Source organism: Listeria sp. ILCC796 (assembly GCF_900186175.1).
GTDB classification, from domain to species: domain Bacteria; phylum Bacillota; class Bacilli; order Lactobacillales; family Listeriaceae; genus Listeria; species Listeria goaensis.
On the sequence record NZ_FYBV01000002.1, the window covers coordinates 174,048 to 198,563 of the forward strand.

The window sequence follows — 24,516 nt, forward strand, 5'->3', positions numbered from 1 at the left end:
ATTTTTACTTTAAATCCCCTAAAAGCTTAAAAACACATTCTTTTATCTCTAAGTCTAAATTTCGATTTTGTTCGCTTGTAATCAAATAAAACGGTCGATTCAAATCCGTTTTTTCTTGCGTCACCTGTTCAGAGTGCGTGACGAATTTTGATTGCAGCGTGCGACCAAGTCCAAGCTCAATCGCCTGGTGAATCATCGCGTTATGGTTAATTACCATTTTTTCTTCAGGTTGGATATTTTCCTCTAGTAAATACTGGTCTGTATACGCCCGAATACCAGACCCTTTTTCTCTGAAAATCCACGTCTTATTTTCCGGGCTGCCAAAAACGACCATTTCATCCCACATGAAAATTTCCCGCTCCACGCCTGGCACAATTTCCGGCGACTCCACGAGCCCAATATCGGCGTCTAGCATGTGCACCGAATGAAACACGTGACTCGAATTTTCGATAAAAAAGTTGAAATCGACGTGCGGAAATTGATCTGTGAGCGGCTTTAAAATTTGCGGTAAGAGAAAATCGCCAATCGTTTGCGATGCGGCAATTTTGAACTTTTTGCGCTCGCCGCCATCAAGACGCGCAAGTTCGCTTAGTATCCCGCTCCAGTTGTTTTTCATTTGCGTGGCTTTTTCATATAAGAAATCAGCCGCTTTTGTCGGCGTAATGCGATTATTACCACTTCGCAAAAACAGCTTTATTCCCAAATCCTGTTCTAATTTTTCAATATGCACGGAAATCGTTGGCTGCGAAATATAAAGTTTTTTCGCTGCTTTCGTGAAATTTTGCTCCTCATAAACAGTCGTAAACGTTTCTAAAAGTTGAAACATCACTTCTCCTCCTGATTAAAAAAAGAATTTGCTTGCCAAAAATGAAAAGCCGAACAGCACAGCTGAACTAATGCTTGCCGCTAGAAAAACATTGCCCCCACGTGCCCGAATGACCTTGAAATTCACACTCATGCCTAGCGCGGCCATCGCCATGCCAAGAAAAATATAAGCAGCGCTCACAAGCCCGTTTAATAGTGCATCGCCAAGTGGTAAAAACGTTCCCGCTACGCTCGCGAGCAAAAAGCCAACCATAAACCACGGGATTGGGAGTTTGCGCTTCCCTTCTGCCCGGCTTTCCTTACGCCCGAACCACATGCCAACAAAAATCGCGACTGGTGCTAGCAAAATGACACGTGACAACTTCGTAATTAAAGCCGCATCAAGTGCCGCAGACCCGCTTGAACTCCCCGCTGCCACCGCATGAGCAATCTCATGTAAAGACGCCCCGTTCATCACACCAAATTGCGTCGGCGACAAACCAAGCCACGGCTTCAAACCAATTTCAATGAGCGTAAACACTGTGCCTAAAATACAAACGACCGCGACCGCAAGCACCGAATCATCTTTATTCGCCTTCACTTCCGGCGACACGCCCATCACAGCCGCCGCTCCGCAAATCCCGCAGCCACTTGCCGTTAAAATGGCGAGCTTCTCATCCACTTTAAACAACCGACACAAATAGTAGGTTAAAAAAATCATTCCAGTAACCACAACGAGTGCCAGTAAAATCGTCTTCACGCCTGATTCAGCAAGCACTTTTAAGTTGAGCCGAAACCCCAACAAAATAATTCCCAGCCGCAAAAATTTATTGGAGATAAACGCCATCCCAATTTCGCTCTTCTGAATGACCGGCCGACTCACTTGAAAAAGCATTCCAAACAAAAGCGCAATCACAAGCGCCCCCACCAAACTAAATCCTGGCAAAAGCGCCAAATATTTCCCCGCAAGCGAACAGATAAGCGTCACTGCCGCCGCAATCCAAAAACTTTGTTTCGCAAAAATCATTTTTATCCTCCTCGTTCAATATCTTACTTTAAGTATAAAAGATTTTTACGATTAAATAAAATAGTAATAATAAATGATTTTAATTAAGTATTTTAATAACAAAAAAAGAGCAATCATTTTAGATTGCTCTCAACTTTACACGCACAATCAATCGTCATCAATTGTCCTCTTTATTTCCTTCTGCACTTTCCGCAGCGCTTTTTTGGAGCCACGTTCGAAATCGCGTGCTTCTTTGCGTTCAGCGAAAGATGTAAAAAGGGAGTCCAGATCGTAGTCGGCCGGGTACAGGTCGCTTGCTTTAGCGAGTCTAGCCAGTCGTTTGGCGCGTACAACAACTTGCTTGCCGCCCGCAAAAACGGTCACGTCATCTTTGTCCTGCGCGTAAACGAGGCCAACTTCTTTTGTTTCTAAAAGCTCAACTCGGTCGCCTTTCGCAAATTCAATTTGTGGTTCGCGCACGTCTTGTTCGACTTTTCGGACCGTGATTTTTTCATACACGTAATCTTTTGATGTCATGTAGCGCGAAGCTTGGCGAATGATTTTGTCATCCAAATTCATTTTTTTGGCAATGAAAAGCGCATTGCTTTCCCCAGATTCGCCAATGATAAGCTGATATTTCGGTTCGAGCGTTTCCTGATTGAACGCCATACGCGCATTCATGAAGTCGGGATGTTCGCTGCCATATTTTTTGATTTCCGCATAATGGGTCGTCGCAATGGTCGTCGCACCTTTTTTGTAGCACGCTTCTAAAATCGCGACCGCGAGTGCCGCTCCTTCATTCGGCTCAGTCCCACTTCCAATTTCATCCAAAAGAAGCAGTGTTTGTTTATTCGTGCGTGACACGATGTCCGCGATGTTGCGCATATGCGAAGAGAACGTGCTGAGCGCATTTTCGATACTTTGGTTGTCGCCAATGTCCACGAAAACGCCGTCGAAAATCGCCATTTCCGCCCCCTCATCTGCCGGAATGTGCAAGCCTGCCATCATCATTAGCGTAAGCAGCCCAATGGTTTTCAGCACAACCGTTTTCCCGCCAGCATTTGGCCCTGTAATGACAAGACTTCGGTAATTCTCCCCAATTTCAAATTGCAGCGGCACATGATCTGTCCCTAAAAGAAACGGATGCCGTGCATTTTTCAGCCGAATAATGCCATTTTCATTGATGCTCGGTGAAATGCCTTCCATTTGTCTAGAGAGCTTCCCTTTAGCAAAAATAAAGTCGAATTCGGCGATAACATCTTTGTTATGCTTAATACCGTCTAGTTTTTCAATGATACTTCCAGTTAACGTCATCAAAATCTGATAAACTTCCGCGCTTTCCCATGCGTAAAGGCCAACAAGTTCGTCATTTAGCTTCCGCACCGCTTCTGGCTCAATAAAAACCGTCGTTCCCTTCCCAGACGATTCGACAATCGCACCCGGAACAAATTTTTGGAAACTCGCTTTAATTGGCACCGTATAGCGATCATTTTTTTTGCTCACAAAAAATTCTTGGATATATTTGCGGTTTTGGCTGTTCTTCATGAATTTTTCAAGCCGTTCAGAAATCTTCTCTTGTGTGTCTAAAATCGCTTTCCGAACTTTCCGTAACGCACGGCTCGCCTCATTCACCACTTCGCCATTTCGAATCGCCGCATAAATTTCATCTTCTACGTCCATGAAACTTTCAATGCTCCCCGAATAACCCATTAAAATCGGCGCAACATGTTCATTTTTCTCCATAAATTGCTTCACACGTCTTGTACTCCGCAAAAAATCAGCTATCAGAGTAAGCTCTTGCGGCATCAGTTCCTGCCCCCGGTCGATTTTCCCGATGAGCTGGTCAATATGGCTAACGCCCGCAAGCGGCAAATTTTGTCCACTATTTAAAATTGTCCGCGCTTCGGAAGTCTCCGCTAATTTATGCGCGATGGATTTTTTCGTTCTATATATATGCCCTGCCTGCGTTTTTTCTTTTGCAACGTTGCTCACGCAGTTTTCACTTAGGCGTGTCATTAATTCGTTAAAGCCTAGTTTTTGATAAGTTTCTGTATTCATTTCTTCCAATCTCCTTTGTTTAAAAGTGGAAGATACCTTGGTGCGTCCTGAATTTTGGTTTTAGGTGTTTAAAACGTTTCGCTTTGCTTGCGTCTTTAAGCGCTGAAGGTGCTAAGAGAATCCTTGGATCAACGCCTCACCTTGTTCGGCCTTGTACTGCACCTCTAAGCGCTAAAAGTGCTAAGAGGACTTTGGAGCAACGTTTCGCTTTGCTCAACCTTGTACTGCACCTCTAAGCGCTGAAGCGCTAAGAGAATCCTTGGATCAACGCCTCACCTTGTTCGGCCTTGTACTGCACCTCTAAGCACTGAAGTGCTAAGAGGTGCAGCAAAAAACTGCAAACACCTTTGCAGTTTCATAAACATATCAAATTATGATAGTCATAATCGTAAATGTTTTGAAAGAGTTAGGTATCTTCATAGGCAAACCAAATAAACTTTCGTTTTTGAAAAATTTAATTGGTTGATTCATTTCCTAATTTAAGATATAACTACACTCACAAAAAGCACCTCGATTATTTGTTTGGACGCTAAACTTTCTTTCTCTAACAGAATACAAGGTAGGGGGTTTTTTGTCAACCTTCGCTCTTTCATTTACTTTCAATAAAGGGTTGATTTATTAGGCTTTTTCCTTTAAGATAGTACAAGTAATTAAATAAAATCCTCATCACTGGTGAGGTAGAGGTTGCAAAGATCACAAGTAGATTTCTTGAAGCGCGCGAAACGCTATTGATAGAAATGGAAAAGGAGATTTGCCGAAGTAAAATGAATTTTTGCGGTTTATTTTGCTGGGACGGTTTGCGAAAGCGGCTGGACTGCTACTAAAATAGTCTTTTTTAGTAGGTGCGCTATCTGACAAGGATGCTTTGTATGTTATCCCCGCCTTATAGCCATAAGACGGGGTTTTTTATATGATTAGAAAGTCCTGATACAGCGCGAAATTTAGACAAAAAAGGAGTTTTATAATTGAAGAAAAAATCAAGTGGGGAGATTAAGCGTTCTCTTCAAACACGACATTTATCGATGATTGCGATTGGGGGATCCATTGGAACTGGGTTGTTTCTTGCAAGTGGAAATGCGATAGCGACAGCGGGACCAGGCGGGGCGCTTGTGGCGTATGCAGCCATTGGATTGATGGTATTTTTCCTGATGACAAGTCTTGGCGAAATGGCTACGTATATGCCCGTATCGGGGTCTTTTAGCACGTACGCCACGCGATTTGTTGATCCCGCTTTTGGCTTTGCGCTCGGCTGGAATTACTGGTTTAACTGGGCAATTACACTCGCCGTCGATATTTCAACGGCTGCACTCATCGTGCAGTTTTGGTTACCAGATACGCCAGCTTGGCTTTGGAGTGCCATTTTCTTAGTGCTTATTTTTGGATTAAATGCCTTATCTGTACGGGCTTACGGGGAATCCGAGTATTGGTTTTCCATTATCAAAGTGGCCACCGTTATTGTCTTCCTTATCGTCGGCGTTTTGACGATTTTTGGGATTCTTGGCGGGGAATTCATCGGGTTTAAAAACTTCACAGTTGGAGAGGCACCATTTAAAGGCGGATTTTTCGCGATACTTGGAACATTCCTCATCGCCGGCTTTTCCTTCCAAGGGACAGAGCTTGTTGGTATTGCAGCTGGGGAAAGTGAAACACCAGAAAAAAGCGTTCCGAAGGCGATTAAACAAGTTTTCTGGCGGATTTTGCTATTTTATATTTTTGCGATTTTCGTGATTGGTCTGATTATCCCTTATACGAGCCCGAATTTGCTTGGCGGTGAGGCAACTGATGTGGCGATTAGTCCGTTTACGCTCGTTTTTGAAAAAGCTGGTTTAGCGTTTGCGGCGTCTGTCATGAATGCCGTCATTTTAACGAGCGTTTTGTCCGCTGGGAACTCTGGCTTGTATGCTTCAACGCGTATGCTTTGGTCGATGGCAAAAGACCGCAAAGCGCCACAATTTTTGTCTAAAGTAAACCACCGTGGTATTCCAATGGCTGCCCTTGTAGTAACAACAATTGTTGGGGCACTTACTTTTGTCACTACTTTAAGTGAAAATGGGACGGTCATTTATACATGGCTGCTTAGCGCATCTGGCTTAACTGGTTTCATCGCCTGGGTCGGTATCGCCATTAGTCATTACCGCTTCCGCCGTGCATTTATTAAACAAGGTCATGATTTAAACGAACTGAAATACCGAGCGAAATTCTTCCCATTCGGACCGATACTCGCGCTCATTTTATGTATTTTAGTCATCATCGGTCAAGATTACAATTCCTTTTTAAATCCTGATTTCACAAGCGCCGCCTGGTGGCAAAAAATCGGCATCTCCTATATTGGATTACCCATTTTCTTCATCTTTTGGCTCTCTTACAAATTGACGAAGAAGACCAAAATTATTCCGCTTGAAGAAGCCGAATTTGACCACAAGAAAATGTAAATCACATAAAAAAATCACCCTCCATCTTAGGATAAGGGTGATTTTCATTTTATCTAGCTACACTTATTTTTTTCTCCAAAAGAACAGACTTCCGATAGCTAGTAATCCTAGCCCAATTAATCCAGCTGCAGCAGGTTCACTATCTCCTGTTTTAGGCAAAGCATCTTTTGTGACTTCTTTAACTGTCGGTGTGCTGCTATATGCTTTTGGTTGGCTTTGCTCTATGGAAATGGGATTCGTGTTGCCTAAACCTGCTTTAATCACTTCTGCCGGGTCCTCTGTATCTGTATTGTTCTTATCTTGCTTTGAAGAATCAGTGTCATCATTATGATTAACAGGAAGCTCTGTAATGATAACGATTCGTTGGAAGTTTGTTGTATTTCCATCACTATCTGTGACTTCATAGGTCACTTCATAAGCATCTGGCTTACTCGTATCAACTTCGTTACTCACTACTTTCATTTGGCTCGTAATATCGCCATCTTCTTTATCTGTAGCCTGTATATCGCTCATTGGGTCAAACGCATCGCCTTCTTGTAGACGAATTATCTTTTCTCCGGTGATTTCAGGTGCTTCTGTTACGATAACTGTACGATCAAATGTTGTCTTGTTTCCATCACTATCAATGACTTCATACGTCACTTCATAGGTTCCTGGATTTCCTTGTTGTACTTCATTATTTACGACTCTGATTTGTTCGGTAACATCGCCATCTTCTTTATCTGTTGCCTGAATATCTTTCATCGGATCGAATGTATCAGTTGGATTTAAACGAATTTCTTTTTCTCCTGTCATTACGGGCGCTTCAGTCACAATAACCGTACGAGTAAAAGTCGTCTTGTTTCCATCACTATCGGTCACCTCGTAGCTTACTTCGTACGTCCCTGATGCCGCTTTGTTAATCGTATTGCTTGTCACTTTGATTTGATCTGTCATTTCACCGTCTTCTTTATCTGTTGCTTGAATCGTACTCATTGGATCGAATTCATCATTCGGATTTAAGCGTGTCACTTTTTCTCCTGTAATTTCAGGTGCTTCTGTCACGGTAACTGAACGGTCAAACAAAGCCTTATTACCATCACTATCAGTCACTTCATAACTTACTTTGTACGTTCCGGGAACGCCTTTTTCTACGGAGTTGCTCGTTACTTTGACTTGGTTTGTAAGATTGCCGTCTTCTTTATCTGTCGCTTGAATTGTACTCATTGGATCAAATTCATCAGTAGGATTCAAACGAGTCGTACTTTCTCCTGTAATTTGAGGCGCCTCGGTCACAATGACTGTACGCGTGTAGGTCGTGATATTTCCAGCGCTATCTGCCACCTCATACGTCACTTCATACGTGCCAGGAATACCTTCCTCTACATGATTACTTGTCACTTTTATTTTATCTGTCACATTGCCATCTTCTTTATCTGTTGCTTGAATATCTGCCAATGGATCAAATGTATCATCTGGATTTAAGCGTACTTCATTGTTTCCAGAAAAAACGGGTGCCCCTTCCACAACAACTTGACGAGTAAATGTTGCCTTATTTCCATCACTATCTGTGACTTCATAAGTGACTTCATAAGTTCCAGACACTCCTGTGTTCACTGGATTATCTATTACTTTTACTTGGCTAGTTAAATCGCCATCTTCTTTATCTGTCGCTTGAATTGTTTTCATCGGATCAAACTCAACATTGGGTTGGATAATAGTTTCCTGCTCACCTTGAATGACAGGTACATCATTACTTGTGACTGCTACAGACTGATCGGTTCCGTCTGCCGTATACGTGTCCTCTTCAAAATTCTCATCATGGTACACTACTGTCGTATCAGGTGTAACCGAAGATACTTCCGTCGCACCTTTTAAAGGAACCGTAATGTTTATTGAGGTATTATTTTCAACTTTCCCTGTTGTGAAAGTTAATGTGCGGGTCGCCTCATCATAGCTTTCACCAGTTATGCTTGTGTCTGACGATGATAAGCTTCCTGGTGTATAGGTTAATTCTTCTGGGATTTTGACAGAAAATGTATTACTTGTAGCTGCCATTCCTCCAACATTCGTAGCCTTTATATTATAATTAACATCTTTATTAACTTTCGTACTTGCTTCTGAAAAAGCTCCTTCTACTTGAAGCACAGATTGCGTCGCAAACTGAACATTATCTAGTAAGTTTCCTATAGCTTTATTTCCTCCCGCTGAAGACACTGCTCGGAATTGAAAACGGGTTGTCGTTTGGCCTTCTGGAATTGTGTATGTGCCTTTGTGAAGTCCCCATTCTGTATTTCCGTCTGTCATTTCCGCTTGCTGAGTCATAGTTCCTCCTGGTGCACCAAACTCTACGACTGCCGTATCATCACCCATTCGCCCTTTATGATACACTTGCCAGTGCACTGTAACACCTGGTGTAGTGGGAATATCTTGATACAACGCACTAGCTTCATAGGCATTCAGCTCAGCCCACTGTGTGCCAGATTGTGGTTTCGTATTATCAATATTTCGTTGTAATTCAATTTTCCCATCACTAGCAGTTGTTTGCCATCCAGGTACACTACTTTGATTATATAACTTATAACTTGCTGTAAAATGAGGGTTCTCAAAATCGCCGTTTACCAATGAAATTACAGCAGGTGAAGCTTGAAGGTTTGTCGTAGGGAGATTCGAAACAGCCTTTACTCCAGAACTGATAGGAATCATGATTAAATTAGTTAAAAATATCGTTGAAGAAACAGCTAACATACTTTTCTTTAATTTCTTTTTTTTCGTCATTAGATTTAATTCCTCCATTCAAATACTATACGTTAATCATACAATCAACCACTGCTTTACCCGTGGGGAATTTATACAAATCACTTTTGATTTTTTGACGATTTTGTGACAAACAATCTAGAAAAGTATCAAAATGAGTGTATTTTTATCTTTTTTACGCAAATATAGTACTCATAGTTATCCCAATACTCGTAAATAGTTGCTTCTTCCCTATATAGTTAGTATACTAACTATATAAGGAGGGAGTTCATGCATACACTTAATCATATCGGCTATCTACTTATGAAAACCGCTAAGGAATTGCGCTATGATTTATCAAGTAGTTTAGAGAAATACGGCATTACAAGCGCGCAGTGGGCCGTACTAAAACAGCTTGAATGGGGTTCTGAAAATGAAAAATTACGCTTAAAACAAACAAGTTCTTTCCTTGCTGACGAATTAGGTTTTGATAAACCAACAATGTCAGGTATTGTCTCAAGGCTTGAAAAAAATGGCTGGGTTACAAGGACGGAACATCCAATGGACAGACGCGCAACAATTCTAACGCTCACAAAAAAAGCACACGACAACCTCCCCTTTTTTGAAAAAAAGAGTGAAGAAGTGATGAAACAATTTTTGCGTCCCTATTCGGAGGAAGAAAAATATGCGCTGCTCCAATTGCTTGAAAAACAAATAAAACGAGGTGATCATGATGACTGAAATATTAGTTATTGGCGCAAGTGGGAATATTGGTGAAACGGTTGTTAGCACGTTAATGAAGGAAAATATTCACGTTCGCGCAGCTACCTCGAAAGAGAACAATTTGCCTGCACCTACGGATCAAATTACGCACGTCCATTTCGATTTTCTGCGAACAGAAACGTATGAATTCGCTTTAGGAAAAGCGGAAAAAGTTTTTTTCATCAGGCCGCCACAGCTTGCTAAACCGAAGGAAGAAATTTTTCCTTTCCTATCTTTTTTAAAAGAAAAAAAGGTTTCACATGTTGTATTTGTCTCGTTACTCGGGGTTGAAAAAAATCCTGTCACGCCGCATCATAAAATCGAAAAAGAAATGGTGCGTTTAGAGCTACCGTATACGTTTTTGCGTCCAAGCTTCTTCATGCAAAACTTAAACACGACCCACCTAGAAGATATTCAAAAATGGGATGATTTGTTTATTCCGGCTGGAAAAGCGAAAACGAGCTTCATTGATACACGTGATATTGGGGAAGCGGCAGCCATCTGTCTCCTTGACACTGGCAAATATACGGGGAAAGCCTTTGACTTAACTGGCTCTAAAGCGCTAACTTATGAGGAGATAGCTCAAATTTTGACGAAGACGCTAGGCCGGGCTATCACTTATAGCAAACCGAGCTTATTAAAATTCCGTTCTACAATGATTAAACGCGGCGAACCGAAAGAATTTGTTAATGTTATGGTGATGTTGTATTTTATTACGCAATTAGGGAACGCGAAAAAAGTGACGACAGATTTAGAACAATTACTTGGCAGAACACCCACTTCTTTCGAACAGTATGCTTTAGATTATCAAGCGTACTTTCAATAAGCAAAATAAATAAGCATGAATCCCGTCATAATATCATCTTAAAAATGACTATTACTGGATTCATGCTTATTTTTTATCCATTTTTCTTTTTAAAAATAGAGAGGCCTAACCAAATTAATAAAAATGGCGTTGCAATGAGAATAATGCTAAGTACAACTGAAAACATTATCTTATCTCCTTACACGTTAATCTCGTTATGAACAGGCTCCACAGTTGGCTTTGTAACAAGCGCTAAAATGACTCCGACAACAAATCCAACTACCGCAAACGTTAACCAGCCCATCGAAATGTCATAAAACGGAATGAAACCTCTGAAAAACGCGTGAATGCCATCAATAGGAAGTTTTATCGCTTTTGCCCCTTCCAAAATCGAGATGACGGCCGTAAAACAAATCGTGGTCACATAAACCACTCGGCGCCCTTTAAACAAAGGATTAAGGAACGTGAGCAGAATGAGCACAATCGTTAGCGGATAAATCATCATAAGTACAGGTAACGAAAACTCAATCAAGTTCGCAAGCCCAACGTTTGCAACAAGGCAGGAAAACACTGAAAATACAATCACGTATGTTTGATATTTAAGTTTCGGAAACAGCTTCTGGAAGTAACTCGAACAAGCTGTAATCAACCCAATACTCGTCGTCAAGCACGCAAGCGTAATAATAATCGCTAGCAAAATCTTACCAAAATAACCAAAATAGAACGAAGCCGCTCCGGATAAAATAGGTCCTCCGTTATCGAAAAGTCCGAGGCGGTCCACACTCATGGACCCGATATAAGCTACAAAAATATAAATGACGGCCAAAAAACCTACCGCGATAAGTCCGGTTTTTAAACAGGCTGCCGCAATCTCGCGTTTTGATTTTGCCCCGTACGATTTAATTGCATTGATAACAATAATCCCAAACACAAGTGAAGCGAGCGCATCCATCGTGTTATAGCCACTAACAAAACCAGTGGAAAATGGTGAAGTCATATATTCACCTGTTGGCGCAGTTTGCTCTCCGAGTGGTTTCACGAGCGCCGCCACGATTAAAATGAAAATAAAAATGAGTAGTGCTGGTGTTAAGTACTTCCCAACACGATCAACAATTTTCGATGGCGAAAGTGATAGCCACAATGATATCCCAAAAAAGATGAGCGTGAAAATGAAAAGCGCAAACGTATGACTTCCTTCATTTAAAAATGGTGCCACTCCAATTTCAAAAGAAACTGTCCCCGTACGAGGTAAAGCAAAAAATGGCCCAATTGTTAAATAGAGAACGACTGTAAATAGAATGCCGTAAATAGGGTGCACACGACTTGCTAAGCTTTGCAAATCATTGCTTCCCGAAATGCCAATTGCTAGCACACCAAGAAGTGGTAAGCCAGCCCCAGTAAGTAAAAATCCTGTTATCGCCACCCACACGTTAGTTCCCGCTAACTGTCCTAAATGAGCTGGAAAAATCAGGTTACCTGCTCCAAAAAATAATGCGAAAAGCATGAGGCCAATAAAGAAATAGGCCGAAAATGATAGCTGTTTATTCAAATGATATCTCCCTTTCAAAATCTGTCTTGTTCCTCTACCATACAGATTATCTGGGTCAAAAGCAATAGCAAACAGTCATTTTAGCCTATTTGTAATGCTTGGAACAGCTTTATTTTCGAACAAATCGGGACAATTTCATTTATTTTCTTCAAAAAGCAGATTTGTCAGAAAATTAGCGATTTAATAAATCCACAACTTTTTGATTATAGCGCCACATATTTTCTAGCTCCTCTTCTTTAAGTTCTGTACAAATTTTCATAAAAGCTTTGTAAATGTAAGTATTCATTTCATCTTCACGTAAAATCATCTTTCCTTTTTCCGTTAAAGTTAATTGAAAATCTCTTACTTGAAGTAAGCCTCTTTCAGTTAGCCCACGTATGTTAGCCGCGATAATCTGATGTTTGCCTTTTACTTCATACAAAATCTCGCGCAAAAGAACCTTTTCATGTTCTGCACAAATTTTTAAAATTCGGAGTTGTTCATATGACATGCCCATGCTGTTTTGATGTTCTCTCGTTAATGCTTTCATTGCTTTTTGTACGCGCATATAACTAGAAACCAGTTCTTTCATTTGCTCAACCTTACTTTCTTTTATTTGCATAGTAGCACCTCCACCTTTATTTTAAAGGAAAAATAAGCATTTAAGTGGAAATTTACAAAATCCTAACTAAAAAACAATTTTTACGTTTTATTAGTTGCTTATATTTTGTAAGTGTTGTATAGTTTATTTATAAACAATAACATTTTACGTTTAAACTCACTTTTTTAAGTGAATACAAAGAATGTAAATAGAAAAAAATGGAGGAATGACAAACATGACAGTAGAAAAATGGAATATTGACCCTGCACACACTTCAATTGAGTTTCAAGTGAAACACATGATGGTATCAAAAGTGAAAGGCGTGTTTAAAAAATTTGAAGCAGACGTTCAAATGAATCCTGAAGACTTAACTGATGCCAAAATCAAATTTACTGTTGACGCAGAAAGTGTAGATACTCGTCAAGCACAGCGTGATGGACATCTAAAAAGTGATGACTTCTTTAATGTAGAAAAATACCCACACATCACTTTTGTTTCAACTGAAATCACGCCAGATGGTGACAATGAATATGAAGTAACAGGTGATTTAACTATTCGCGATGTTACAAAACCGTTGCAACTACACGTTACATTTGAAGGTTCTGGAAAAGATCCAAATACTGGAAATATCGTAGCTGGTTTTGAAGGACGAGGCAAATTCAACCGTAAAGACTTTGGTCTAAACTATAATGCAGCGCTTGAAACTGGCGGCGTTCTAATCGGCGATGAAGTCAAATTAAATATTCAAATTGAAGCTTCTAAATAAGCACAAATCCCCCCTGAAAGAAAATTCTTTCAGGGGGGATTTCATTTATTAACTAAAAAGTTCTTTAAATTGTCAAAAAGAACGCTTCATAATCACCAATTTGCAATTTAGCACGCTCCTCTTTATGCTATACTTAAAAACTAATAATTAGAAAGAAAAAGGAGCTGTACCCCATCAATGAATTACGTTTTTCAAGTTCAACTGAGTCAATCAAAAAGCTTTCAAACTTGCCGTGTAAATTTCCCAACATTTTGCCCGTCATGTCATTCAAGTAAACATTTAACCGTGCTTTCTTCTACATTAAATTCCAAAGATGAAGTGCTAGGCTTGCTCATAGAATGCTTATCCTGTCACGATGTATTTTTAGAAAAATTCCAAATTGAAAAAGTAGATAATGAATTAAAAACCACTTATTTAACCGTGCATGACTCCCAAAATCAGCCTTTCATCAATGATTTACATGAACAAAATCCGGAATTTGCTTCTTTTTATCAAGAAGCGCTTAATTTGGAAGCTTCTCACCGCTTAGAATCGGCCTATTTACTCTATATTAAATCGGCTGATATTTTAGCAAAACACTCGCTTGCAGATTTGAAAAATATCCTACCTAAAGGGTCCTTTGAATCGGACTGGCAAAACATCCCTGCTTCTACAGACCTTTTGCTTAAAAATATCGACCAAATCAAGTCTTACATCGAAGGCGTTGCTTTACTAATTGCTGGCTTAGATTCGCTTGTTTTGGCTGAGGCTGAAGCATAGGAAATCCAATTTTATGAGCAGGTCCCTAGTTTTCTTCCCAAAAATGCGTTAAAATGGTGTATTGCTATTTTTTAGAGAAAGAGGGACATTATGAATAAAAACGAAAAATTAATCGGCGTTATTGCGGGGGCGCTCGCCTATGTTTTATGGGGCATTTTGCCGATGTATTGGAAACTCGCAACGGAAGTTCCGGCAATGGAGATTTTAGCTTATCGCATTGTTTGGTCCTTTGTTTTCATGGTGTTTTTAATTGCGATTTTGCGCAAATCAAACGAGGTTTACCTTGAAATCAAAGCTGTTTTTAAAAGACCAAAAACAGCTACACTCATTACGCTCGCGGCTGTTTTAATTACAGTCAACTGGTTCATTTTTATTTTCACAGTCAATAGTGGTCACGTGACAGAAGCGAGTCTCGGCTATTATATTAATCCGCTCGTCAATGTGCTCATTGCGACTATTTTTTTGAAAGAACGTTTAAGTCGCGGGGAAGTCATTGCGGTTTCGCTCGCTTTTATTGGTGTTGTCATTTTGACGTACCATCAGGGCACGGTGCCTTATGCGGCTCTAGGCATGGCGATTTCCTTTAGTCTGTATGGTTTAATTAAAAAATTTATTTCGGTTTCAGTATGGACGGGATTAACTCTTGAAACAGTAATTATAACGCCGTTTGCACTTATTTATTTACTATTTTTCTCCAAAAATTTCTTTATGAGTTATTCTGTAAGCATCGATTTCATTATGGTTGGCGCTGGGATTGTAACAGCGATTCCACTCCTACTTTTCGCGACGGCAGCGAAGAAAATCAGCTATACGATGGTTGGCTTCCTGCAATACATCGGGCCAACATTGATGCTGATTTTAGGCGTTCTTCTGTATAAAGAAAGTTTTGACAAGGTACAACTTATGGCCTTTATTTGTATTTGGGCGGCAATTTTAGTCTTTACGATTTCTCATATTTATTTAAACGCTAAAACGAAGCAACTAAAATCGGCGGCTTCAAAATAAGTTTTGAGGTGAGAATTTTGGTACACAAAACAAACGCGTGTCGAATGCTTGATCAAAAGAAAATTTCCTATTCGCTCCATGAATACGTGGTCGATGAAACCCACTTAGATGCGGTTCATGTTGCGACGGAAACGGGTCGGAATCCCGCACAAATTTATAAAACGCTCGTGACGGTTGGCGATAAAACGGGGTACAACGTGGCGTGCATTCCAGCGAATCAAACACTCCAATTAAAAGCCTTTGCGAAAATCAGCGGCAATAAAAAAGTGGAGATGATTCATGTGAATGATTTAGAAAAAGTGACTGGCTACATTCGTGGTGGCTGTTCCCCCGTTGGCATGAAAAAAGCCTTCCCAACATTCATTGATGAAGCGGCACAAAAGCTCGATACGATTTTCATTTCCGCAGGCAAACGCGGCTTGCAAATCGAACTCGCTGCGAATGATTTGCTCTTGGTTTGTCGGGGGAAATTTGCGGATATTTCAATGTAAAAAAAGCAGTGTCCTATTTGATTTTTCAAACAGGACACTGCTTTTTATAATTTTCACCATACATTTATCCATGTTTCATTGTAATATCTATCTGCCCACAATACGCCTCTATTACCGTTAGGATCAGATGTATATCTGGACATAATGTAAATTCGTTTTCCGCGGAACTTACTTTTACCAACTTCTAATCCAAATCCACCCCAGCCTATTACTGAATTCCCATACGCAGTTGTTACATCTGGTCTGTAAGATCTAGCAATTTTATACCTTCCAAGCTCCAAATCTGTATCCCGATTCATAATAAAGATATAAGCGTAGCTAGGATATCCACTTCTGTTACCATGCCACCCAGATGTTTTAATTGACCAATTTGTTTGCCTTAATTCATCAACAAAACCATATTGCCCTGATGAAGAATTCGTTTGGTTAAACGCGGCTTCAGCTTTATCTCCCGTCGAAAAGCCAAATGTTCCAATAATCCCAACCGTAAGCATACTAGCAATAAAAACTTTTAAAACCAATTTTTTCATCTCATTTCCTCCATTCTTTTTTGTTTAGTCTTACACTCTTATCATATCACGATAGCAAACTCACAAATATGTAAATTTTGTGTATTTTCAATTAAAAAGACTTTAAAAAAGTCATATTTTTGTTTTTACCAATCACATGCATACTTCTCCGTAAAGAAAAGCGGCATGAATTTTCATGCCGCTTTTTTTACTTCCGCCAAAACGTCGTACAGCCCGCTTTGTCTTCAATATTAAATTCAATAATCCGTCGTAATAAGTCGTAGTCAATTGGTTTATCCCATGGGAATTGAATGAGCATTTTCGTATGGCTGTAGCCCGCCTTTTTAATTTCTTCTGAAAAAGCTTCAATGCCAACAAGTTCTGGGGACATGGCTAAATGTTTTTTAGAAACGCTAAAGCCTGCAATGAATGTGTCATGATCCGTGAACATCGGTTGGTTCCAAGCAATTCGTTTACCTAAGTTTGGGAACGTCTTCTCCACCCAACCTAGCACTTCAGCAGTTCGTGCCTGCTGTTCGGGCACCTCAATTTGTCCAATAAAATCTTCGAATGTTTCCACTTTTGCTTCCTCCTTTCAGTTGCGTTTAGTTTAATTGTAACGGAAGAAACGAAATTTACAAGTGTTACTCACGGCAATCGCACTGACACCCTCCACCGCAACAGCCTTGCTCGCTCCTTGCGACTTGTGCAATCGTTTCGGCGGGCACACTTTCTTTCGCGCGCTTCACGGTTTCGCCGATTTTTGCGGCAGGCGCGCTCTCGCGGACTTTTCGCGCTTTGTCGAGAATGGCATTTTTGGGATTAAAGCGCTTCGCTCCCGTGCTCACTTTTCCTTCTTCCTGCACATCTTCCATGCCTTTTTTGGCTATCGAAAGCATCAGTTTAATGCGATTCAATTGGTTGACCGCACTCGACCCAGCATCGTAGTCAATCGACATAATGTTCGCATGTGGATAGAGCTTTTTAAGCCCTTTAATCATGCCGCGCCCAGTAATGTGATTAGGAAGACAGGCGAACGGCTGCAAGCAGGCAATATTTGGCACATCGCTATCTAACAGTTCGAACATTTCGCCCGTTAAGAACCAGCCTTCCCCCATTTTGTTTCCGAGTGACAACAATTGGCTCGCTTTTTCAGCGATAACTTCAATGCTTTCTGGGGCGTCAAAACGCGTGCTCGCACGAAGCGCATCTGTGACTGGCTTGCGGTACTGATTGATGGCAGGAATCGCAAGACTTTGTTTCGCAAATGATTTCACTTTTGAACGACCGAACGTATTGGCCGCAAAATGGTCGTCATAGCAGCAATATAGCAGGAAGTCGACCAAATCTGGCACGACAGCTTCCCCGCCCTCTTGTTCGATGACGTCAACAATACTGTTGTTGGCACCTGGGTGGAACTTCACCAAAATTTCCCCCACAACGCCGACACGAGGTTTCTTCTCCGAGCTAATTGGCAGCTTATCAAACGCGTCGACCATTTCTTTTGCAAAAGCTTTATACGCTCTAAAGGAATATTGTTCCATGAGTGTCTTCGCTTTTCCGAGGTACTCGTGATATAACTTATTCGCACTGCCTGGTGTGACTTCATACGGCCGGGTCCTGTACAACATACGATCTAGCGCGTCACCGATAGATAGCCCCGCCATAAACCTCGTTAATAGTTTTGGCGAAAGCTTAAACCCAGGCTGCTTCTCAAGTCCATTCGCGTTTAGCGAGATAACTGGAATGCCTTCGATTTCGGCTTCACGGAGCGCTTTTTTGAGCATTGAAATGTAATTGGTCGCCCGGCAACCGCCGCCTGTTTGTGTCATGAGAACGGCCGTTTTATTCAAATCATAATCGCCATGTTTCAGCGCATCCATCATTTGTCCGATGGTTAAAATGGCTGGGTAGCAGGCATCATTATTGACGTAGCGCAAACCTTCGTCAACAGCACGCGGTGTAACGGCAGGCAAGACTTCCAAGTTATAACCGCTAACTCGACCGGCCGCTTCAAGAAGGGCAAAATGCGTTGGTGCAAGTTGTGGCGCTAAAATGGTGTAGCCTGCTTTGCGCATTTCTTTTGTGAAGAGCGTTCTCGGTTCTGGTGGCGCCATTTCAGTTGGCAAGACGCCGTTTCTATCCCGCTCGTCAATCGCCGCTTTTAAAGAGCGCACGCGGATTCTAGCCGCCCCTAAATTGTTGATTTCATCAATTTTAAGAAGTGTATAGACTTTTCCGTGACCTTCAATGATTTCTTGGCACATATCCGTCGTAATCGCATCGAGTCCGCACCCGAATGATGTCAATTGGACGAACTCCAAGTCCTTCCTTTTCCCCGTAAAGCTTGCCGCGCGGTAAAGTCTTGCGTGGTATTTCCACTGGTTTTCAACGCGCAAATCATGCTCCATTTCGCCGAGGTGCGAAATCGAATCTTCGGTTAAAACGGCCATCCCGTTCATCGTAATGAGTTCTGGAATGCCGTGGTTCACTTCTGGGTCTATGTGATACGGGTGACCCGCAAGCACAATTCCCTTCACTTTGTTTTTCGCCATGTACTCCAGTGCCGCTTCACCTTCATTTTGAATATCTAGACGGCATTTCTCAGCTTCGGCAAGGCCAGCCAAAACGGCTTGTTCCATTTCTTCGGCTGGGATGTCAGGGAAAGTAAGTTTCATCGTTTCGATAAATGATTTTTCATTGTCAAGCGCGATAAACGGGCTAAACATTGGGATTTCTTTTTCCTCGAGCGCATCAACATTCACACGAATCACTTCTGGATAGCCGGCCACAACAGGACAGTTAAAGTTGTTTGTTGCTTCACCAAATTCGGGTTTTTCGTACACGACCGATGGATAAAAGACTGCATCGACTTTTTTGCGCACTAAATCCATCACGTGCCCGTGCGTTAGTTTTGCTGGATAGCAAACGGCTTCTGACGCAATCGTTTCGATGCCTTTTTCATATAGGTTTTTCGATGATTTACTGGAAAGTACAACCCGGTAACCCAACTGGTTGAAAATAGTAAACCATAGCGGGTAATTTTCAAACACATTCAAAGCGCGCGGAATACCAATTGAACCTCTTGTTGCTTCGGTTTTCTTCAGCGCTTTGTAATCAAACGTGCGTTTAAGTTTATACGCGTACAAATTGGGCAGCAAATTCCGAGTCGTCTCCACACGCTCGCCGCGTTCACAGCGGTTTCCACTTACAAACGTGCGGTCGTCGCCGAAGCGCGTCACGGTTAATTGACATGTATTGCTGCACAAGTTACATCTGGACTGCGATGTCTCCGCACTAAATTCGCGTAATTTTTCCAAAACAAGCATTTCAGTCACTTCGCCTGTTTCATAATGTTCACGCGCGATTAGCGCCGCCCCGTATGCCCCCATCATGCCAGCAATATCTGGGCGCACAACTTCGCGTCCGGTTAAGAGTTCAAAAGCACGCAAAACCGCTTCGTTATAAAACGTTCCGCCTTGTACGATGACTTTTTCACCGATATCTTTTGGACTGCGCAGTTTGATTACTTTTTGGAGCGCATTTTTCACAACGGAATACGCCAGCCCCGCCGATAGATCCTCAAGGGTTACGCCCTCTTTTTGAACTTGTTTGACTTTTGAGTTCATAAAGACCGTACAGCGCGAACCTAAATCAACGGGTTCCTTCGCACTAAGCGCACGCTCTGCAAATTCTTCGATTGGCACATCAAGCGTATGAGCAAATGTTTCAAGGAACGAACCACAACCAGCCGAACAAGCCTCGTTTAGCATCAGGCTATCCAGTGCGCGATTTTTAATTTTCATACATTTCATATCTTGTCCGCCGATATCCAAAATAAAATCAACATCCGGTAAAAACTCGCGTGCCGCCCGGTAATGCGCGACAGTTTCAATTTCGCCAACATCAATTTTAAGCGCCGCCTTAATAAGCGATTCACCGTAACCCGTTATACCCGACTGCACAATTTGTACTTCTTCCGGCAGTTTTTCATACAAGTCACTCGTCGCGTCAATGACCGACTGAAGCGGATTCCCATTATTACTTCCATAAAAGCTATATAAAATTTCGTTGTTTGTCCCCATCAAAATAAGTTTCGTCGTCGTTGAACCCGCATCAATTCCCAGATACGCATCACCTATGTAACTCGACAACTCCGCACGTGGCGCCTTCATCTCACCGTGTCTTGTCCGAAAGGCCACTAAATCTTCTGCTTTTGTAAAAAGTGGGGGTAGCGTCACCGTATCTTTTGCGAGGCTGGATAAATCCATGCCCGACAAGCGGCGCGTCACACTGTCGATTGAAATGGCCTCACTGTCAAACCCAGTAAACGCCGTGCCAAGCGCAATGAAATACTCCGCGTTTAGCGGCGCAATAATATCTTCTTCCTTCATTTTAAGTGTTTCCGTAAAACGAAAGCGCAATTGATCCAAAAACGTCAGCGGCCCGCCTAGAAACGCTACCTTCCCTCGAATTGGACGCCCACAAGCAAGTCCAGAAATCGTTTGCGTTACGACACTTTGGAAAATGGACGCCGCAATATCTTCTTTTCTGGCACCTTCATTTAAAAGTGGCTGAACGTCTGTTTTCGCGAACACTCCGCATCTTGAGGCAATCGGATAAATAGTTTGAGCGTTTTTCGCCAATTCGTTTAAGCCTGTTGGATCAGTTTGAACAAGCGTTGCAATTTGATCAATAAATGCACCCGTTCCACCCGCACATGCGTTATTCATGCGCTGTTCAATTCCGCCTGAAAAATAAATAATTTTTGCATCTTCCCCGCCAAGTTCAATAACGACATCTGTTTCTGGAATCACTTTTTCTACAGCTTCTGTACAAGCGATTACTTCCTGAACAAAATCCACTTCCAAGAATTTTGAAATCGCAAGGCCGGAAGAACCCGTAATCTTAAAGGTCATTTCGTCTGTTGAACATTTTTCCTTTAAATCTTCCATAATTAGTAGCGTTACCTTTTTGATGTCCGAATAGTGTCTGCGGTATGTTTGAAATAGAATTTCTCCTTCTTCATTCAATGCGACGGCTTTTGCTGTAGTTGAGCCGACATCAAGTCCGACATGAATCATTTTTCTCATCCTTCCCCATTACATGTTCAAAATATCACATTTTTTCTTTTGATTGTACCTTAATTCACAAATTAATAGTTGTTAAAAAATGAGTGATTACTCACTCAAAAGACGAGTGCATAGAAAATAAAAATAGACACCCTTATTTTTACACTTTTGCTTCTATTTGTAAAGGAAAAACCTGTTTGATGTAGTAGATTGACATTTTCATTAACCGTGCTAAAATTAATACAGAAAGAGCTAGTGTATTATTTATTTCTAATACACTCCGATGCCATTAAATTTAAAAAGGTGGGTTTAAGTTGAAGCGTATTGATAAAATTTATCAACATTTAGCGGATTTATCTTCCAAAACAACAATCCGCAAACAAATTGCTGAAAAAGACGGCTTTACAGCAACCATCATCGCGAATGACTTACATATTTTAAGAAATAATGTCAGCATGGAACTCAATGAACTTTTCAGACAAGGGAAAATTGTCAAAGTAAACAGCCGACCAGTTCTTTACTTCGTTCGACAAACGATTGAAGAAGCAATCGAACGCCCTCTCTCTGAAGACGAACTCACCTTTAGTCAGACAGAAGATCTTTTAGCTCTCTTCACTTCCGACACAATGAAAAAAAGTCCATTTGAAAACTTAATTGGCGCTAGCGAAAGTTTGAAAACACCTGTCGAACAAGCGAAAGCAGCCATGCTTTATCCACCAAATGGGCTTCATACGCTTATTTTAGGACAAACGGGTGTTGGGAAAACACTCTTCGCCAATTTAATGTATCGTTTCGCCCATCATGCAAATCGTTTATCGCAAGACGCGCCGTTTATCGTCTTCAATTGTGCGGACTACTATAACAATCCGCAACTGCTTATGTCGCATATTTTTGGGCACGTAAAAGGCGCTTTCACTGGCGCTGACGGCGAAAAAGAAGGCCTCGTTGAAAAAGCAAACGGCGGCATTTTGTTTTTAGACGAGATTCACCGCCTTCCTCCTGAAGGCCAAGAAATGATTTTCTACCTGATGGATTCTGGCACCTTCAATAAACTTGGCGAAACAGATCGCAAACGAAAATCGAATGTTTTAATTATCGGAGCAACGACCGAAAACCCCGAATCTTCTCTATTAAAAACGTTTGTAAGACGCATTCCGATTACAGTTTCGCTTCCCTCACTTGATGAGCGGACGGCGAAAGAACGTGTAGAACTGCTCACCCACTTGCTTTCCAATGAAGCGCACCGCGTCAATAAACCTATTCGGATTGAAGATGAAGCCGCGAAAGCACTGCTTGGCAATACGACTAGCGGAAATATCGGGCAACTAAAATCGAATATTCAACTTGTTTGCGCACAAGGATTTTTAAATAGTTTCGATCAAGATGATGCCATTTTAATTGACTTTAAGACGTTACCAATTGAAATTAAAGATGGTTTCTTCCATTTTAGTGGCCGCCGTAAAGAATTACAGGAAATATCGGAATATCTTGAGCCATACACGACCATTTATCCTGAACAAATTCGTCCGCTCATCACAACTGATGAATATGAACCGAACTTTAATTTGTATAAAATCATCGAAGACAAAGCTTCTATTTTAATGGATCAAGGCGTTCTAGATGATGATATTAAAAAATTTATTACGATGGATATCGACATTCATTTAAATAGCTTTTATAACAAATTTAAAAACACGATTCAGACGCGTGAGAACATTTTAAAAATCGTCAATGAAGACATTTTGAATTTCGCCGAAGAAATCAAACTACGCGCCGAGCGTCACCTACACAAAAAGCTGAACGAACGATTTGTTTTAGCGTTTAGTCTCCATTTAACTTCCTTTATTAAAAGAGTAGAAAGTAACAAGCCGTTAAAATATACGAACATCGAAACGGTTATTAACGATAAACCGGAAGCTTACGAGATTTCTTGTGAAATAAAAGATGAAATTGAAGCTGTCTTTCACATTCGCGTACCCAACATGGAAGTGATGTACTTAACGCTGTTAATTAGTTCGCTCTTAAAAGAACAGGAGAACGCCCGGGTTGCAGTCCTAGTTGCGGCGCACGGTAACAATACGGCTACCAGCATGGTCGGCGTTGCTAAAAAACTGCTCGGTGATGGACTCGTGGAAGGAATCGACATGCCGCTCGACCAAAGCCCTAAAGTTGTGCTTGATAAACTGACAGAACGGGCAAAAGAACTCGATATGGGACGCGGCGTCTTGTTGCTCGTTGACATGGGTTCCCTTACTGGTTTTGCACAAGTCATTGCTGAGCGCACGGGAATTGAAGTTCGCTCTATCGATATGGTATCCACGGCGACGGTCATCGAATCGGTACGGAAATCCAATATTTTAGACATGGATATCGACAGCATTTATGACTCACTAAAAGACTTCCGTGGCTACGGTGGCTATGCTTCCGACAATGATTTGCAAGACCCAACTGGCAAGCCCCATGCGATCGTGACAATTTGCGCAACTGGTGAAGGTACGGCCGAGAAATTACAAATTTTCATTGAAAACATTTTAGATACAATAACGACCGAGCACATTCACGTTGTCCCAATTAGTGTGGCAGAAATGCAGCCGCGCCTTGCAGAACTTCAAAACGAATACGACATTCTGATGGCGGTTGGGATTGCCGATCCCAAAATGTCGATTCCCTTCATTCCGATTGAACGTTTATTCGCGAGTGATGGTGAGGAACACCTCGTTAGCCTCGTCAAACAGCGAAATATTTTCGTCCAAAAAAGTGAAACAAACCGCATTACAAAAGAAGTCGTGGAAGACAGCCTGAATGAATTCCTCACGTATTTGAACCCGAAAAAAACCATTGACATTTTAAATACCTTCAGCTCTGTTTTGGTAGAAAATCTCGGTCAAAAAATCGACAGCGCCCACCAGATTAACCTTCTCATACACGTCGGATGCGCCCTCGAAAGAATGGTCATAAACGACAGTTTGATTTATCGTGAATCAAAAGAAAGCTTCGACCCCCACATTTTAACTGCCCTAGAAGCAGCAAATGAAGCCGTCAGAAAACGAATGAATCTTTCTTTAACAAAAGATGAAATTTACTACATCCACGACATTCTAAAAGATATTTATTTACAAAAAACACCATAGCACCAAAGAGGCAAGATTTGCCTCTTTTTTTGTTTGCACTCCAATTTTACAGGGTAATGTAGTTTATGTGTC

Annotated in this window: 17 protein-coding genes and 1 riboswitch; of the genes, 8 read left to right on the plus strand and 9 right to left on the minus strand. The window is 41.4% G+C overall.

The window, feature by feature from the left end; genetic code table 11:
- Positions 1–4: 4 nt before the first annotated feature.
- The 3 genes from CFS04_RS03540 to CFS04_RS03550 all read right to left on the minus strand — a co-directional run bounded on the left by CFS04_RS03540 (position 5) and on the right by CFS04_RS03550 (position 3,868).
- Entirely contained in the window at positions 5–826 is an 822-nt protein-coding gene (locus CFS04_RS03540; RefSeq protein WP_088809236.1) for a LysR family transcriptional regulator, read from the minus strand.
- A 15-nt stretch (positions 827–841) separates the two neighbouring features.
- Positions 842–1,831 carry a YeiH family protein gene (locus CFS04_RS03545; protein ID WP_088809237.1) on the minus strand — a complete coding sequence of 330 codons (990 nt, stop codon included), beginning with the start codon at positions 1,829–1,831 and terminating at the stop codon, positions 842–844.
- 147 nt (positions 1,832–1,978) lie between these two features.
- On the minus strand, positions 1,979–3,868 hold the full coding sequence (locus CFS04_RS03550) for an endonuclease MutS2 (RefSeq protein ID WP_088809238.1): 1,890 nt from the start codon (positions 3,866–3,868) through the stop codon (positions 1,979–1,981).
- A 670-nt stretch (positions 3,869–4,538) separates the two neighbouring features.
- Positions 4,539–4,726, plus strand: a riboswitch (Lysine riboswitch).
- A gap of 107 nt (positions 4,727–4,833) precedes the next feature.
- Here CFS04_RS03550 and CFS04_RS03555 point away from each other — a divergent pair.
- Entirely contained in the window at positions 4,834–6,300 is a 1,467-nt protein-coding gene (locus CFS04_RS03555) for an amino acid permease (protein ID WP_088809239.1), read from the plus strand.
- A 63-nt stretch (positions 6,301–6,363) separates the two neighbouring features.
- On the opposite strand, the gene CFS04_RS03560 is transcribed toward CFS04_RS03555, so the two are convergent.
- Positions 6,364–9,057: an immunoglobulin-like domain-containing protein gene (locus CFS04_RS03560; protein ID WP_159457881.1), complete on the minus strand. Its 2,694-nt coding sequence runs from the start codon at positions 9,055–9,057 to the stop codon at positions 6,364–6,366.
- A gap of 249 nt (positions 9,058–9,306) precedes the next feature.
- Between CFS04_RS03560 and CFS04_RS03565 the strand changes: the two genes are divergently transcribed.
- The gene (locus CFS04_RS03565) at positions 9,307–9,756 is read left to right on the plus strand and encodes a MarR family winged helix-turn-helix transcriptional regulator (RefSeq protein ID WP_088809241.1); all 450 of its coding nucleotides are present in this window, start codon (positions 9,307–9,309) and stop codon (positions 9,754–9,756) included.
- Entirely contained in the window at positions 9,749–10,603 is an 855-nt protein-coding gene (locus tag CFS04_RS03570) for an NmrA family NAD(P)-binding protein (protein ID WP_088809242.1), read from the plus strand. Before CFS04_RS03565 ends, CFS04_RS03570 begins: the two co-directional genes overlap by 8 nt.
- 178 nt (positions 10,604–10,781) lie before the next feature.
- Here CFS04_RS03570 and brnQ read toward each other — a convergent pair whose 3' ends face one another.
- Positions 10,782–12,131 (minus strand): branched-chain amino acid transport system II carrier protein, encoded by a 1,350-nt coding sequence (brnQ, locus tag CFS04_RS03575; protein ID WP_088809243.1) that lies wholly within the window; start codon positions 12,129–12,131, stop codon positions 10,782–10,784.
- A 172-nt stretch (positions 12,132–12,303) separates the two neighbouring features.
- A complete protein-coding gene (locus tag CFS04_RS03580) occupies positions 12,304–12,732 on the minus strand; it encodes a MarR family transcriptional regulator (RefSeq protein ID WP_088809244.1) in 429 nt (142 codons plus the stop codon).
- Between the two features lie 214 nt (positions 12,733–12,946).
- Here CFS04_RS03580 and CFS04_RS03585 point away from each other — a divergent pair, with 214 nt between their 5' ends.
- The 4 genes from CFS04_RS03585 (at position 12,947) to ybaK (ending at position 15,732) form a co-directional block, all read left to right on the plus strand.
- Positions 12,947–13,477 (plus strand): YceI family protein, encoded by a 531-nt coding sequence (locus tag CFS04_RS03585; RefSeq protein WP_088809245.1) that lies wholly within the window; start codon positions 12,947–12,949, stop codon positions 13,475–13,477.
- 177 nt (positions 13,478–13,654) lie between these two features.
- Positions 13,655–14,236, plus strand: coding sequence for a hypothetical protein (locus tag CFS04_RS03590; protein WP_088809246.1), 582 nt, complete (start codon positions 13,655–13,657; stop codon positions 14,234–14,236).
- A gap of 87 nt (positions 14,237–14,323) precedes the next feature.
- Positions 14,324–15,241: an EamA family transporter RarD gene (gene rarD / locus CFS04_RS03595; RefSeq protein ID WP_179946378.1), complete on the plus strand. Its 918-nt coding sequence runs from the start codon at positions 14,324–14,326 to the stop codon at positions 15,239–15,241.
- Positions 15,242–15,258: 17 nt separating this feature from the next.
- Positions 15,259–15,732: a Cys-tRNA(Pro) deacylase gene (ybaK, locus tag CFS04_RS03600; RefSeq protein ID WP_088809248.1), complete on the plus strand. Its 474-nt coding sequence runs from the start codon at positions 15,259–15,261 to the stop codon at positions 15,730–15,732.
- A 53-nt stretch (positions 15,733–15,785) separates the two neighbouring features.
- Here ybaK and CFS04_RS03605 read toward each other — a convergent pair whose 3' ends face one another.
- The 3 genes from CFS04_RS03605 to CFS04_RS03615 form a co-directional block, all read right to left on the minus strand.
- On the minus strand, positions 15,786–16,262 hold the full coding sequence (locus tag CFS04_RS03605; RefSeq protein ID WP_088809249.1) for a hypothetical protein: 477 nt from the start codon (positions 16,260–16,262) through the stop codon (positions 15,786–15,788).
- Positions 16,263–16,449: 187 nt separating this feature from the next.
- Positions 16,450–16,821, minus strand: coding sequence for an iron chaperone (locus CFS04_RS03610; protein WP_088809250.1), 372 nt, complete (start codon positions 16,819–16,821; stop codon positions 16,450–16,452).
- A gap of 64 nt (positions 16,822–16,885) precedes the next feature.
- A complete protein-coding gene (locus CFS04_RS03615) occupies positions 16,886–21,325 on the minus strand; it encodes a 2-hydroxyacyl-CoA dehydratase (protein WP_088809251.1) in 4,440 nt (1,479 codons plus the stop codon).
- Between the two features lie 302 nt (positions 21,326–21,627).
- On the opposite strand from CFS04_RS03615, the gene CFS04_RS03620 reads away from it, so the two are divergent.
- Positions 21,628–24,444 carry a sigma-54-dependent transcriptional regulator gene (locus CFS04_RS03620; protein ID WP_088809252.1) on the plus strand — a complete coding sequence of 939 codons (2,817 nt, stop codon included), beginning with the start codon at positions 21,628–21,630 and terminating at the stop codon, positions 24,442–24,444.
- Positions 24,445–24,516: the final 72 nt, after the last annotated feature.